This is a genomic window from Bacteroides sp. 3_1_13 (genome assembly GCF_001185845.1).
Taxonomy (GTDB): Bacteria; Bacteroidota; Bacteroidia; order Bacteroidales; family Bacteroidaceae; genus Bacteroides; species Bacteroides xylanisolvens.
Genome location: NZ_KQ236955.1, coordinates 229,284 through 245,092 on the forward strand (window position 1 = coordinate 229,284; position 15,809 = coordinate 245,092).

Sequence of the window (15,809 nt, forward strand, 5' to 3'; positions counted from 1 at the left end):
AATTAAAAGGTTACATTGATTCCTAAATTATAAATCTTCATAATCGGATAAGACTGTGCCCGGTTCGGTTCTCCTTCCGGATCCATGAAATCCAGTTTGTCAAATGTCAACAGGTTATATCCGGTCAGTTTGATCGAAATCAAAGAAGCGCCGATAGCATTTAAGATCTTCTTGTTCGTGATGTTATAGCCGATAGTCGCATTCTTCAGTTTGATATATGAGGCGTCCTGCACCCAGGTAGTCGATGTTTGCTTATTACTGTTGTTGGACGACAAACGCGGATATTTGGCAGTGTTTGCCGTTTCCGGTGTCCAGGTACCGTCTGCTATAAATTGATAAAGCACTTGGCGTTTGTCAAACGGGGTCTGGAACGAATATGCCAGTTCCACATTAGCCTCCTTGGCTGCAGTCCAGTTCATGGACGCAAAGAAACCTTTATATTCGATGCCATAATTAAAACCGAATGTATAAAGCGGACGTTTGGAATTACCGATTTTGCAGACATCATCCGCATTAATCACATGGTCTCCATTCAAGTCCTTGTATTTCAAGTCTCCCGGACGCACAGTTTCTCCCGGTTGCGGTAATTCCGGCAGTAGTTTTCCGTTCGAATCAAAATCATCTTCCGTATAGAAGCGTTCCGTCACATAACCGAAAATAGAGCCAACCGACTGTCCGGTACGCCACATATAAGGTTCGTTAGGCTCCACCTCATCCTGATAGATAATCTTATTCTTGGCATAAGACATGTTGGCATCCAACCAATAGCTAAAGTCTTTCACCCGGTCGTTCCATTTCAAGCTGATTTCATATCCTTTATTATCTACCTTACCCATATTGACCACCGGCAAAAGAGAAGCACTCAACGAAGTATAAATAGGAATAGTAGAGCGGGTGATAAGAATATCCTTACGTTTTTCTATAAAATAATCGAAAGTCAGGCGCAGTTTGTCACTGAAGAAATTCATATCGACTCCATAGTTTTGTTTCAGAGCAGTCTCCCACGTCACAAATTTATTTGCCAGACGTTTTTCTTCCGCTCCATTCGCAACCACCGTATTATAAAGGCCGAAATTGTAACCGTCCAAATAATCTTTATAAGCATTATCCTTATCCAGTTTATCCACCACATAAGCATCGGGCAAATACAAGAAACGATTATTCCTCATATTGTCATTACCTACCAAACCGACAGAAGCACGCAGTTTCATATAGGTCAGATAGTTATTCTTTTTCCAGAAAGGTTCTTCCGTGAGAACGTATCCGATAGAACCTGCCGGGAAGGTACCGAAACGCTTGTCCGGTGCAAAATTCTCGGAGCCGTTATAACCGATATTAAACTCAGCCAGGTAACGCGAACTATAATCGTACGTCAGACGACCGACCAGACCGACATACGCGGTAGGAATTGCCTCATATTGCTCGGGATAATACTTTTTGCTTTGATTATAAAGTGCAAGAGCTCCTACATTGTGGTTCCCGAACTTCCGTTGATAACGCAAGCTAGTCTCAAAATACCAGTCTCTTGAACGGTTGTTATTCCCTTGCTTATAAAGAAGTTCTCCGTCCCTGCCACTCGTTTTGTAGACAATTTCCTTATTAAAATTGGGATCACCAATTTCCAGTCCCGGGTCTTTCACCGATGAATAATAAAAAGGAATATAGCTTACTGTTTGAGTAGTTACATCTTTCGTGTAAGAATAAGTAGTATTGTAAGACCCCTTGGCTTCTAACGTCAATCCTTTTGTCACAAAATCCAGATTCTGTGTCAACACCATATCAAAGTTCATGGTGTTGCTTACCTGCCTTGAATAACCGGTGCCGTAGAAATTCTGAAACATTTCATACCCGTTCATCAAGCCGGGGAAGCGGGCAGGATCAGTCACCACCTTCTTCCCGTCCACCAAGCCGGGCGAAGAAAACGGCGCAGAGGTTGCCATCAGATTCCACCAGAAATCTTCATGATTCTTGGGCGCGTTCTTAACCCCGACAATTCCGCCGATATTCAGTTTTAGAACCGTCGATTTGGTCAGGTTCATATCCAGATTGGCACGATAGTTATAGCGAGAATACTGATAGTTACTATTGTAATCCAATTCTTTGAAATTCTTGAAGAAACCATCCTGATAAAGGAAACCTAATGACACGAAATACTTCACATCTTTCGTTCCGCCGGAAATATTCAAATTATGCTGCGTCTGTATGGAAAGCTTCTTGGTCAGATAATCATACCAGTTGACATTCGGATACATAATCGGTTCATCCCCCAAGCGAAACCGTTCCAAATCATAGGGTTGAAATATCAGCTCTTCCTCAGAAACACCATTGTTGCGGTCGAGCATATTTTTCATCACCGCATGTGTATAACTATCTGCAACATCTACAATGCGTGTCGGTGTCTGCACACCCACTGAAGAAGTGACGGACACCTTCGCCTTACCTTCCGTACCGCGTTTGGTTGTCACCAAGATAACGCCATTGGCACCCCGCACACCGAATACGGCTGTTGCCGAAGCATCTTTCAATACAGATATAGATTCGATTTCGTTCGGGTCCATTTGAAAGAAACTGCGCTCCACACCATCTACTAATATAAGAGGTGTAGCACCGGCTTCCGTGAGAGAACCGACACCACGAACAAAAATCTTCGCATCATCGGCTCCCGGTTCGCCGCTTGTCTGAACGGAAGAAATGCCAGGAATAGAACCTGCCAATGAGTTGGATATACTCGCATTCGGTGATTTCAGCAAAGCGTCTCCTTTAATACCCGAAATAGCTCCCGTCAGAGTTTCTTTCTTCTGGCTACCATAACCTACAACCACAACTTCCGACAGAGTTTGGACATCTTCCTGCATTTCAACATTCACAGATTTACGTCCCGCCACTTTCACTTCTGCCGAGTTAAATCCCAGATAAGAAATAACAAGCACTGCATTCTTGTCAGAAAGTTCAATTTCAAAACGCCCGTCTATATCGGTTAAAACTCCGCCTGCGGCATTTTTCACAGTAACCGTCGCACCAATAATCGGCTCACCTTTAGAGTCCTTTACCACGCCCGAAACTTTGAATCTCGCTTGAGACACAATGTTGGACCGTTCCACTGCATTGGAGTTCCTATCCGGGTTCATGTCTTCCGCTGCACTTAAACATACATTGGATAAACAAAGTCCCGCGAATAGTAATGTCCTGCAAGTACCATAATTCATTGTTCTGATTTTCATAATCAAACTTGACTTAGTTAACAATTTACTAATTCTATTTATTGTTTTTTATCTCATTTCTGAAGTGGAATTTCTATCGGAACAAAGTTAAGGACTCTTAATAAGAAGACGTCTCCATATCGTCTAAATCAATTGACATTAGCTTTAGAACGATGTTGTTTTTATACAATTTGATTGAGATTTTATATAGCTACAAGCCGCAACAGCCCAATAAGAGCCGTTCCGGGCAGAAAAGAACATTCGTTCAGGCTATAAGATTCATTGATTTGACGACCGGATAAAGAATATTATCTTTCATAAAGCCATTTATTTATTCCTCTACAATAAAGACTTATTTTTATTGCAATAAAGATTTATACGACACCCGGGTCTCGTCATACCTGACACCCGGGTGTCATCATGTTCAAGACCCGGGTCTCAGTATGTCTGACACCCGGGTGTCAGACAAGTTGTAATTGCACCCGAAAAAGATTTGGTTATAAGGGAAGCATCCATTCAACAGTATTCCCATTATACTAAAAATAAGAGTATCCCAACCACCCCAAGTAGCGATTTCAGTACCGATTTCAGCTCTATTGGATAAATTCAACATTATAAGAGACAAAATTAACGCTCTCTATTTACAATCTAAACTCTATTGAACAACCTTATCACATGCATACGGTTAACATTCACTATTTTTACAAACAGAAAAAATCAAGTAAAACGATAAATTTATAACATGAAAAAGTACAATCTATTTTTGTTCTTCACGGCCCTTCTGCTGGCATCGTGCCAGACTCCTCAAAAGGAAAACTACGAATGGTTAAAAAAGAGTTTGGATGCAGCCTCCGCCCAATTAAAGATTACCGGGGAAAAGTTAAAAGGTACAGGCAAGTTTCCCCGAAGTATCCATCAGGTCTGCGACACTATGTTCATAAGCCGGCAACTGGAACGCGACCCTTCCGTATTCAAGGATTCGATAGAATCGGAATCTACCCCTGAACTGGCAGGACAAATCCTACTCTGCCCTGTATCCGACTGGACCAGCGGTTTCTTCCCCGGTTCATTATGGTATGCATACGAACTGACCCGAAAAGACTCTTTAAAGAATCTCGCTATCTATTATACCAATCAACTCAATCCGGTACGCTACATAAAAGATACACATGACATCGGTTTCATGGTGAATTGCAGCTATGGAAACGCATTGAGATTATCCCCCAATGATACGATAAAAGAGGTTATCAAAGAAACCGCCGATAACCTATGCGGACGTTTCAACGATACTATCGGCTGTATTCGTTCGTGGGACTTCGGAGAATGGAACTATCCTGTGATTATTGACAATATAATGAACCTGGATTTATTATTCAACGCCTATAACTTAACTTCCAACTACCGCTATAACGAGGTTGCAATCAAACATGCCAAAACGACCATGAGAAACCACTTCCGCCCTGATTATACTTGCTATCACGTAGTAAGCTATAACAACGACGGAACCGTAGAATACAAACGCACCCACCAAGGCAAACACGATGAATCCTCCTGGGCACGTGGACAAGCATGGGCAGTCTATGGTTATACATCTTGTTTCAGGGAAACCAAAGACTCCCTATTCCTCACTCATGCCGAGAATGTAGCCAACATGATTATCAGCCGGGTAAAAACCGAGGATTTGATTCCATTATGGGATTATGACGCTATACAGAGCCCGGAAACGCCCCGTGATGCGTCAGCGGCAGCAGTCACGGCATCGGCATTCATCGAGCTAAGCACCCTTACACAGAACGACAAATATTTCAACTATGCAGAAACAATACTGAAAAACTTGTCAAGCGATACTTACCTCGCCCCAATAGGTGACAATCAAAATTTTATATTGATGCATTCGACAGGCTCTATCCCCAACGGTTTCGAAATAGACGCCCCGCTGAATTATGCCGATTATTATTATCTTGAAGCCCTGAAAAGATACATGGACGTGAAGAAAATCAAATACGCTGACCTATAAACGCCATTGAGATGAAAAGAATAACCTTATTTTTACTGTGTGCATGGCTACTGACAGGCTATACAACAGAGGTTAATGCCCAGACGAGTGTTAACGAGAAAGTATTTTCATTACTCAATCTGGACTATCCCGGACTGGAACAAGTGAAAGCACTCTATCAGGCACAGAAAAAAGAAGAAGCGGCCCAAGCATTGCTCAGTTACTATCGGGAACGCAAGGACATCCACCATCCCGACATTAACTTGGAAAACATCCGTCTGAGCCCGGAAAATAAAAAACGCGCCGATGATGCAATGCAGCATATCTTTTATGGACAGGAAGGTTATGAACCTACCTTTTACGGGAAAGATATCAACTGGAAATACTGGCCGATAAAGGATAATGAGATACGTTGGATGCTTCACAGGCATAAATGGTTTATCCCGATGGGGTATGCTTACAGGGCTGGTAAAGATGAAAAGTATGCTAAGGAATGGACATTCCAATATATGGACTGGATTAAAAAAAATCCACTTCTGGAGATTTCCAAAGAAGAATATGAGATTCTGGATAACAGTACCCTTCAGGACGAAGCCGAGAACAACCGTTTTGCATGGCGTCCGCTAGAGGTTAGCGACAGGTTACAGGCACAATTAGTGCAATTTCTGTTGTTTCTGCCCGCCCAATCGTTTACTCCGGAATTCCTGACCGAATTTCTGTGGAACTACCACAGACACGCCTTATTTCTCTCTAAAAATTACTCCAAACACGGCAATCATTTACTTTTCGAAGCACAACGTATGTTGTATGCAGGCACTTTCTTCCCCGAATTCAAAGACGCTGCCCAATGGAGAAGAAGCGGAATAGATATATTAAACAATGAAATCCAGATACAGGTATATCCGGACGGCGGACAATATGAACTGGATCCTCATTACCACCTGGCCACCATTAATATTTTTTATTATGCACTGAATATGGGAACAGTCAACGGCTTCCGGAATGAATTTCCACAAAGCTATATAGACACCATTGAGCGCATGATTATGTTCTACGCCAACATCTGTTTCCCCGATTACAGCAATCCCTGTTTCAGTGATGCTATCTTAACCGGAAAGCAGCCGACTATCAACTATTACAAAAAGTGGTCTGGTTTATTCCCGGATAATCAAGCCATCCGTTACTTTGCAACAGAAGGCAAAGAAGGGAAACGTCCTGATTATCTGTCTAAAGGATTCACAGCCTCGGGCTTCTTTATATTTCGTAATTCATGGGGACAGGATGCTATCCAAATGGTAGTGAAAGCCGGCCCGAAAGGAGAATGGCACTGCCAACCGGACAACGGAACATTCGAACTCTGGTTTAACGGGAAGAACCTGTTCCCGGACTCCGGCTCTTATGTTTTTGCGGGCGATAAGGAAGTGATGAAATTGCGAAACTGGTTCAGAGCAACTGCCGTACATAACACGTTAACACTGGATAACCGGACCATAGAAGTCACCGAATCAGTAACCAAATTATGGCAGCCGGAAGGAAATACACAAATCCTGGTAACAGAAAATCTGGGTTATAAAGATTTGAAGCACCGTCGTTCTGTATTCTTTGTCGACAATTCATTCTTTGTCATTGTAGATGAGGCAATAGGAAAAGCCAAAGGCACAGTTAATTTGCATTATCAGCTCTGTGAAGGAGAAACAACCTTGGACTCCCAAAAGATGTCCCTTACGACAGCCTTAGAAAATGAAAGCAATGTAAAACTACAATGCTTCAGCACTGACAAAATGAAAGTTGTTAAAGAGGAAGGCTGGTATTCAACAGGCTATCGCCAACGTAGCGAACGTCCTGCAATAGCGTTTAATGTAGAGAAAAAGGATGATAAACCGGTGCGTTACATCACTGTAATCTATCCTTTCAAAGACAAGAATAACAAAGACAAGTTCAACGCTCGTTTTAAAAATAAGAATTTCAATGAAAACGAATTGGAAATCGAAGTAAAGGTAAATGGGAAATTGAGAGTTTTAGGATATAAGTTATAAATACAAGGGATTGGTTAGTTTTCAATAGGCAGGGGAAGGGTTAATACTCCTTCCCCTTTGCATTTAAATACGAAGCGGAGACAACGAAACAGCTCTCCCCCAAAAATAAAAAAGACCGGGCATATATCTATACACCCGGCCATTCTCTTCTTAATAATTCTCTCTCTCTTGGTTTTATCCTTCGTACGGTTCAAAATCTTCTTTGCCGACTCCGCATAACGGACAAGTCCAATCATCTGGAATGTCTTCAAAGGCTGTTCCTGGTTCAATTCCGCTTTCCGGATCTCCTTGTTCGGGGTCGTAAATATATTCACAGACCGTGCAAATGTACTTTTTCATAACGTTCGTATTTTTAAATGGTTTTCTGAATAATATAACACAAATAGCTGGATATTTGTTCAACACTATTTTCCAAACTAAAGAAAAAAGCTATCTTTGTAGTCATATTATCAAGCTAAAACAACAATATTATACTATGCTTATAGCACTATTGTCAACTTTAATAGTTTTATGCGCAGTCCTACTAATCAGTTTTTTATGGGAACGCAGGAAATGCCTACGGATGCAACAACGATTGTTCCGTGAATCCAGAAAGTTGGAACGTACCAGCCATATCGCCGGTGCCGTTTTAAAGAATGTACATGCTTTTATTCTGCTAATAGATAACGATTTTAAAGTACTGAAGACCAACTATTACCAAAAAACCGGAACCAGAAAAGGAACAGAAGAAAAAAGAGTGGGCGACCTGCTGCAATGCCGTAACGCATTGGCTGCCGAAGGAGGCTGCGGCACACATAGTTTCTGCGGTTCCTGTCCGATACGTACCGCCATACGTCAGGCCTTCGAACAGAGACGGAACTTCACGGACCTCGAAGCAACTTTATCCGTAGTCACATCGGATAATACAACTGTGGAATGTGACGCAGTAATATCCGGCTCCTACTTCCTTCTCAATGAAGAAGAGAATATGGTTATCACCGTACATGACGTCACCCGACGGAAACAGGCCGAAAATGAATTGAGACTAGCCAAAGAAAAAGCTGAAAAAGCGGATATTTCAAAATCGGCCTTTTTAGCTAATATGAGCCATGAGATCCGTACTCCTCTCAACGCTATTACCGGATTTGCAGAAGTGTTAGGCAGCGCAAATACCGAAGAAGAAAAAGCCCAATATCAGGAAATCATAAAAATGAATGCTGATCTTCTGATGCAGTTGGTCAACGACATTCTGGATATGTCTAAAATCGAAGCCGGAACCTTGGAATTTGTACAGACAACGGTGGACGTCAATCTATTGCTTTCAGATTTACAACAACTTTTCCAGATGAGAGTCAATGAAGCCGGAGAAAATATACAAATTATAGCAGAACCGTCTCGTTCATCATGCATGATCCAGACGGATCGCAACCGGGTGGCACAGGTGCTTTCCAACTTTGCTGGCAACGCCATTAAATTCACCCATGAAGGTAGTATCCGCATCGGATATGAGGCAAGAGATACTGAACTTTACTTTTATGTAAAAGATACCGGAGCCGGAATTCCGGCAGAAAAACTACCGGATGTATTCGAGCGCTTTGTAAAACTGAACAAAGATAAGAAAGGAGCCGGACTGGGACTCTCTATTTCTCAAACCATTGTCACGAAACTAGGCGGTCAGATTGGTGCGGATTCCGTAGAAGGTGAAGGCTCTACATTCTGGTTTACAATTCCTTATCGCACATGTGGTAAACCACGATAACAAATTCGACTTCATAAAAAGTTTTAATTAAACAATTTATCACAATTTTATGTTGTATTTTTGCGGTTCAAACTAAACGCATGTATCTGCATGAGTACAAATAAAAATGACTATTATCATTTAGGACTTACGGATGACGAAGTCCTACAAAGCAGGGAGAAAAATGGTATTAACCTGTTAACACCTCCCAAGCGTCCTTCCCTCTGGAAACTTTATCTGGAAAAATTTGAAGACCCGGTTGTACGCGTACTGTTAGTAGCAGCCGTATTCTCGTTAATCATTTCCATCATCGAAAACGAATACGCTGAAACAATCGGAATTATAGCAGCTATCTTACTGGCTACCGGAATCGGTTTCTTTTTCGAATATGATGCCAGCAAAAAGTTTGATCTGCTGAATGCAGTCAATGAAGAAACATTGGTAAAAGTGATCCGAAACGGACGTGTACAGGAAATTCCCCGCAAAGACATAGTGGTAGGTGATATTGTAATTCTGGAAACCGGTGAAGAAATTCCTGCCGATGGAGAATTACTGGAAGCCATCTCTTTGCAAGTAAACGAATCTAATCTGACAGGCGAACCCGTTATTAATAAAACAACTGTAGAAGCTGACTTTGATGAGGAGGCAACTTATGCTTCCAATCTGGTGATGCGTGGAACGACAGTGGTAGACGGTCACGGCACCATGCGCGTTCTGCATGTGGGAGATGCTACTGAAATCGGGAAAGTAGCCCGACAGAGCACGGAGGACAACCTTGAACCTACTCCGCTGAACATACAGTTAACCAAACTCGCAAACCTCATCGGAAAGATTGGTTTTACGGTGGCCGGTCTCGCTTTCCTTATTTTCTTTGTCAAAGACGTATTATTATTCTTTGATTTCGGTTCACTGAACGGATGGCACGAGTGGCTTCCTGTTTTCGAACGGACACTGAAATATTTTATGATGGCAGTTACGCTGATTGTGGTAGCTGTGCCTGAAGGATTGCCAATGAGCGTCACTCTTAGTCTGGCATTGAATATGCGCCGCATGCTTTCTACCAACAACCTGGTGCGGAAAATGCACGCCTGCGAAACAATGGGAGCCATCACTGTGATTTGTACGGATAAAACCGGTACACTGACTCAAAACCTAATGCAAGTGCACGAGCCTAATTTTTACGGCATCAAAAATGGCAGTGTTTTGTCCGATGATGATATCAGCACACTCATTGCAGAAGGAATAAGCGCTAACTCAACCGCTTTCCTCGAAGAGTCAACGACCGGTGAGAAGCCGAAAGGCGTAGGAAATCCTACCGAAGTAGCTTTATTGCTTTGGCTTAACAAGCAGGGAAGAAATTATCTGGAACTTCGCGAGAAAGCACATATCCTCGACCAACTCACCTTCTCTACCGAACGGAAATTCATGGCAACCCTTGTTGAGTCGCCACTGATCGGAAAAAAAATACTTTATATAAAAGGAGCCCCGGAAATTGTTTTGGGCAAGTGTAAAGAAGTAGTCCTGGACGGACGACGAGTGGACGCCGTAGAATATCGCTCCACAGTAGAAGCACAACTGTTGGGCTATCAGAATATGGCTATGCGTACACTTGGATTTGCATTCAAGATTGTCGGAGAAAATGAGTCAAACGATTGTACGGAACTGGTTTCAGCCAACGACCTGAATTTCTTGGGAGTAGTTGCCATCTCCGACCCGATTCGTCCGGACGTACCTGCTGCGGTTGCTAAATGCCAGTCCGCAGGTATCGGCATCAAGATCGTAACCGGTGATACTCCGGGAACTGCAACGGAAATCGCGCGTCAGATAGGTCTTTGGACCCCCGAAACAGATACCGAACGAAATCGAATCACTGGTGTTGCATTTGCCGAATTGAGCGATGAAGAAGCATTGGATAGAGTGATGGATTTAAAAATCATGTCCCGCGCCCGCCCGACTGACAAGCAACGTCTGGTGCAGCTGCTTCAGCAAAAAGGAGCAGTCGTAGCCGTAACCGGAGACGGGACCAACGACGCCCCGGCTTTGAATCATGCCCAAGTAGGTTTGTCAATGGGTACAGGTACTTCTGTTGCCAAAGAGGCCAGCGATATTACCCTGCTCGACGACTCCTTCAACAGTATCGGAACTGCCGTTATGTGGGGACGCTCCCTGTATAAGAATATCCAGCGTTTCATTGTTTTCCAGCTAACGATCAACTTCGTAGCACTGCTCATTGTCTTGTTAGGTTCTGTGATCGGTACGGAACTTCCGCTGACTGTAACACAAATGTTATGGGTGAACCTGATTATGGACACTTTTGCCGCTTTGGCACTTGCTTCCATTCCGCCCAGCGAAACCGTGATGCTTGAGAAACCCCGTCGAAGCACTGATTTTATTATCAGTAAGGCAATGCGGTCTAATATATTAGGTGTGGGCTCCATCTTCCTCATCGTACTGCTCGGAATGATTTATTATTTCGACCACAGCACGGAAGGTATGGATATACACAACCTGACCATTTTCTTCACCTTCTTTGTCATGCTGCAATTCTGGAATCTGTTCAATGCCCGTGTATTCGGCACTACCGATTCGGCATTCAAGGGACTTTCCAAATCGTATGGTATGGAACTTATTGTATTGGCTATTCTTGCCGGACAATTCCTGATCGTACAGTTCGGTGGAGCTGTATTCCGTACGGAACCGCTCGACTGGCAAACCTGGCTTCTTATTATAGGCGTTTCGTCCACGGTGTTATGGGTTGGAGAACTTATTCGCCTTGTTCAACGTATTATTCACAAAAAAGACAGAAATGAAAAGTAAAGGAATAAAAAACCTTCTTATTGATTTGGGTGGTGTACTTATCAATCTCGACCGCCAACGTTGCATTGAGAACTTTCAGAAATTAGGGCTCCGGAACGTGGAGGACCTACTGGATATCCATAATCCGAACGGACTCCTGATGCAACAGGAAAAAGGATTGATTACACCCGCCGAATTCCGTGACGGAGTTCGTAAAATGATAGGCAAAGCAGTGAGCGACACACAAATAGATGCAGCCTGGAATAGTTTTTTAGTAGACATACCGACACACAAACTCGATTTATTATTAAAATTACGTGAGAAATATGTCGTCTATTTATTGAGCAATACCAACCAAATCCACTGGGACTGGACATGTATTCATCTATTTCCCTACCGCACATTTAGGGTGGAAGACTATTTTGAGAAAACATATCTCTCTTTTGAAATGAAAATGGCCAAGCCCGAACCGGAGATCTTCAAGGCAATCATAGAGGATGCCGGTATCGAGCCGAAAGAAACACTCTTCATCGATGATTCCGAGATGAACTGTAAGGCAGCGCAAAATTTAGGAATTATCACTTATACAGCAAAAGCAGGCGAAGACTGGAGCCATCTTTTCAACAGCAAATAATTTTAGAGATATGCAGATTATACGTGACACATCGGCTATTAACCCGGAACCCAGTGTAGCTACCATCGGTTTCTTTGATGGAGTACATGCAGGACATCGCTATCTGATTCAGCAAGTGAAAGAGATAGCCGCCGCCAAAGGTCTACGCTCTGCATTGGTTACTTTCCCCGTTCATCCCCGCAAAGTGATGAATGTAGATTACCGTCCGGAACTTCTGACTACCCCGGAAGAAAAAATAAGGCTGCTGGCAAACATCGGGGTAGATTACTGTCTGATGCTTGATTTCACTCCAGAAATTTCCCGGCTTACTGCCCGAGAGTTCATGACGCAGCTGTTAAAAGAACGTTACCAGGTAAAATACCTGGTTATCGGCTATGACCATCGTTTTGGGCACAACCGCAGCGAAGGTTTCGAGGATTATGTACGCTATGGGAAAGAAATTGGCATAGAAGTGATCCGCGCCAAAGCATATACCAGCAATATAGAAATAGAGAACGTACCCAATGTTCCGGTAAGTTCTTCCCTGATCCGCAAACTTCTTCATCAAGGAGAAGTAGACTTGGCTGCCGATTGCCTGAAATATGAATATTTCCTGGATGGAATAGTAGTAGGCGGCTATCAGGTAGGCCGCAAAATAGGTTTTCCAACGGCCAATTTAAGCGTGGATGATCCTGATAAACTGATCCCCGCGGACGGTGTATATGCCGTATGGGTGACATTCGATAAAAAGACATATATGGGGATGCTGAACATAGGTGTCCGCCCGACGATTGATAATGGCCCTAACCGGACCATTGAGGTGAATATCCTTCACTTCCATTCGGACATATACGATAAATTCATCCGGCTTACTTTTGTAAAACGGACGCGTCCCGAACTGAAATTCTCCAGTATCGACGAGTTAATAGTGCAACTCCATAAAGATGCAGAAGAGACGGAAGCTATTCTTCTTGCCAGCAAGGCAAACAGTAACAGCAGAGAAACAAAATAAATAATACAATAACCGAACAATAATAATTTAAAAATAGATTCTTATGCAAAAGTCATTTATGAGCATCTCTTTGGTGGTAATAGCTATTTCGATGTTAGCTATGTTTATCTATAGTTTCTTTACAACTAACTAAAGACCAATGAAAACGGCTATCAAACTGATATTAATAGACCTTCTCATTGCGCAGATTGTCGCCCCTATCCTGATTATGATTCCCTGTACAATCTATTTGTTAGTCACCACAGGAGATTTGGATAAGGTTGCTCTGACGCAAATGATTATGATTCCGGCCCAATTAGCCGGTCAGATTATGATGGGTATTTATCTATGGAAAGCCGGCTATATCAGTAAAAAGAAAGCGACATGGTCGCCTGTATCAGTGCCATTCCTAATTTGTAGCGGGCTGGCTATTCTCACCGCTGGCTTTCTGGTATCTGCACTTATGGGACTGCTAGACTGGATACCCAACATCATGGAACAATCTTTCGACATTCTCCAATCCGGTTGGGGCGGTATTCTTGCAATAGCCATCATCGGCCCTGTGCTTGAAGAAATCTTGTTTCGCGGAGCAATCACCCGAGCTTTACTTCAACAATATAATCCGACTAAAGCCATTCTGATTTCCGCGCTTCTGTTCGGCGTCTTTCATATAAATCCGGCCCAGATCCTTCCGGCATTTCTAATCGGTATCCTGCTGGCATGGACTTATTACAAAACAGGTAGCCTGATACCGTGTATACTCATGCACGTGCTCAATAACTCGCTATCCGTATATCTTAGTATTAAATATCCCGAAGCCGAGAATATGGATGACCTGATTAACGGTAGCCCGTATCTCATCGCTCTGGTCGGTTCAATCCTGCTACTTATCTGCACCATACTGACCATGAACAATCTGACTTCCAGAAAGCAACCATAAAAAAAGGGAAGTTTTTCACTTCCCCTCTTTTGCTTTGAATGCTAGTGCATACATTCGTATTTGTTTCACCATCGACAGCAAACCATTGCTACGCGTTGGTGACAGATGCTCTTTCAGCCCGATCTTGTCTATAAAATAAAGATCTGTATTCAAGATTTCATCAGGAGTATGTCCTGAAAGGACTTTAATCAATAAGGCAATAATTCCTTTGACTATCAAAGCATCACTTTCCGCTTTAAAAACGATTTTACCGTCTACATCATCCGCTTGAAGCCACACCCTACTTTGGCATCCTTCAATCAGATTTTGTTCCGTCTTATATTTTTCTTCAAGTGGTTCCTGCTCATTTCCTAAGTCAATAAGTAGTTGATAACGGTCCATCCAATCGTCGAAGTCACTGAATTCTGCAATCACTTCGTCCTGTAATTCATTAATTGACATTATAAATAATTATTTAATCCTGTTATTTCTCATTATAGATCACTTCCAATACCGTCTGGCCTACTGCTTTCAACGTATTCTTATCTATATGCTCCATATTGTCATTGACGGTATGCCATGTCGGAGTAAAGTCACCCTCCTGATTATATGGAATAATATCGATTGTTTTAATACGTGCCAAGCGATTAATGAACAGATGGTCGTCGGTAACAAATCCTCCGTTACCATCCATGAACGTCTTCCCGTTGCCAATCTTCTTCGCCGCTTTCCAGACTTTCTTATTTATATCGGGAGCAAATTCTTCAGAATATCCCTCTTTCATAAACACGCTACCTTCACCGCCCACCATATCGAGCAGGATGCCAAAACGTGCATTATATCCCTGTACATGAGGATTGCGTGCCCAATACTGTGATCCGAGACACCAGAATTCCTCTTTATGCTGCCCCGTATAGAACTGCGGCGCACCATAATCCTCTGCATCCAGCAAAATAATATCGATACCTAACTCCGGTTGTTGCTGATTGACCAAGCGAGCTATTTCCAATAAAGCCCCTACACCACTGGCACCATCATTGGCACCCAAAATCGGAGTATTATGATTCTTCTCGTCAGGATCGTTATCAGCCCATGGACGTGTATCCCAGTGCGCAAACAGAGCGATTCGTTTTTTGCTTTCCGGCTTATAAGAACCGATAATGTTTCTCGCTTTCAACAGAGTTCCGTCATAAGCAATTAAATCTGCATATTGATTAGTCACTTGAGCACCGAAAGCCTCCAACTGACCGGCAAGGTAATTGCCACAGGCAACATGTTCTTTTGTATTAGGAACACGAGGTCCGAAATCCACCTGATTCTTTACATACAAATAAGCACTATCCGCATCAAATTGAGGTACATTCACTGCTGTCTCTTCGCTTTGTTCACTCGTACTATTTGCCTTATTACCTCCTCCGCAAGAGAATGCTGATAATAACAAAAAGGCACTCATTAATACTATCATAGTTTTCTTTTTCATCGTCCTTTCATCTATTAGGGCTTCAAAATTAGTTATTTTCATCACAGCATCGTTCAGATGG

Annotated in this window: 11 protein-coding genes; 7 read left to right on the plus strand and 4 right to left on the minus strand. The window is 42.7% G+C overall.

Annotation, left to right across the window (positions count from 1 at the left end; genetic code table 11):
- Positions 1–2: 2 nt before the first annotated feature.
- Complete coding sequence (locus HMPREF9009_RS00790) at positions 3–3,221, minus strand: SusC/RagA family TonB-linked outer membrane protein (RefSeq protein ID WP_083444179.1); 3,219 nt, start codon at positions 3,219–3,221, stop codon at positions 3–5.
- A 712-nt stretch (positions 3,222–3,933) separates the two neighbouring features.
- Between HMPREF9009_RS00790 and HMPREF9009_RS00795 the strand changes: the two genes are divergently transcribed.
- Both HMPREF9009_RS00795 and hepC read left to right on the plus strand, forming a co-directional pair.
- The gene (locus HMPREF9009_RS00795; protein WP_049701200.1) at positions 3,934–5,217 is read left to right on the plus strand and encodes a DUF4995 domain-containing protein; all 1,284 of its coding nucleotides are present in this window, start codon (positions 3,934–3,936) and stop codon (positions 5,215–5,217) included.
- Between the two features lie 11 nt (positions 5,218–5,228).
- The gene (gene hepC, locus HMPREF9009_RS00800; RefSeq protein WP_049701201.1) at positions 5,229–7,232 is read left to right on the plus strand and encodes a heparin-sulfate lyase HepC; all 2,004 of its coding nucleotides are present in this window, start codon (positions 5,229–5,231) and stop codon (positions 7,230–7,232) included.
- A 174-nt stretch (positions 7,233–7,406) separates the two neighbouring features.
- Here hepC and rd read toward each other — a convergent pair whose 3' ends face one another.
- The gene (rd, locus tag HMPREF9009_RS24780) at positions 7,407–7,571 is read right to left on the minus strand and encodes a rubredoxin (protein WP_004306971.1); all 165 of its coding nucleotides are present in this window, start codon (positions 7,569–7,571) and stop codon (positions 7,407–7,409) included.
- A 223-nt stretch (positions 7,572–7,794) separates the two neighbouring features.
- On the opposite strand from rd, the gene HMPREF9009_RS00810 reads away from it, so the two are divergent.
- From HMPREF9009_RS00810 to HMPREF9009_RS00830, 5 genes are all read left to right on the plus strand, one after another.
- Positions 7,795–8,970, plus strand: coding sequence for a sensor histidine kinase (locus tag HMPREF9009_RS00810; protein ID WP_053095297.1), 1,176 nt, complete (start codon positions 7,795–7,797; stop codon positions 8,968–8,970).
- A 90-nt stretch (positions 8,971–9,060) separates the two neighbouring features.
- Positions 9,061–11,766 carry a calcium-translocating P-type ATPase, PMCA-type gene (locus HMPREF9009_RS00815; RefSeq protein WP_049701203.1) on the plus strand — a complete coding sequence of 902 codons (2,706 nt, stop codon included), beginning with the start codon at positions 9,061–9,063 and terminating at the stop codon, positions 11,764–11,766.
- The gene (locus HMPREF9009_RS00820) at positions 11,756–12,379 is read left to right on the plus strand and encodes an HAD family hydrolase (RefSeq protein ID WP_049701204.1); all 624 of its coding nucleotides are present in this window, start codon (positions 11,756–11,758) and stop codon (positions 12,377–12,379) included. Before HMPREF9009_RS00815 ends, HMPREF9009_RS00820 begins: the two co-directional genes overlap by 11 nt.
- A 10-nt stretch (positions 12,380–12,389) precedes the next feature.
- The gene (locus HMPREF9009_RS00825) at positions 12,390–13,370 is read left to right on the plus strand and encodes a bifunctional riboflavin kinase/FAD synthetase (protein ID WP_049701205.1); all 981 of its coding nucleotides are present in this window, start codon (positions 12,390–12,392) and stop codon (positions 13,368–13,370) included.
- A gap of 139 nt (positions 13,371–13,509) precedes the next feature.
- Positions 13,510–14,289: a CPBP family intramembrane glutamic endopeptidase gene (locus tag HMPREF9009_RS00830; protein WP_049701206.1), complete on the plus strand. Its 780-nt coding sequence runs from the start codon at positions 13,510–13,512 to the stop codon at positions 14,287–14,289.
- A gap of 15 nt (positions 14,290–14,304) precedes the next feature.
- On the opposite strand, the gene HMPREF9009_RS00835 is transcribed toward HMPREF9009_RS00830, so the two are convergent.
- Positions 14,305–14,730 (minus strand): SufE family protein, encoded by a 426-nt coding sequence (locus tag HMPREF9009_RS00835; RefSeq protein WP_004316653.1) that lies wholly within the window; start codon positions 14,728–14,730, stop codon positions 14,305–14,307.
- A 22-nt stretch (positions 14,731–14,752) separates the two neighbouring features.
- On the minus strand, positions 14,753–15,748 hold the full coding sequence (locus HMPREF9009_RS00840) for a M20 family metallopeptidase (protein ID WP_004316652.1): 996 nt from the start codon (positions 15,746–15,748) through the stop codon (positions 14,753–14,755).
- Positions 15,749–15,809 lie beyond the last annotated feature (61 nt).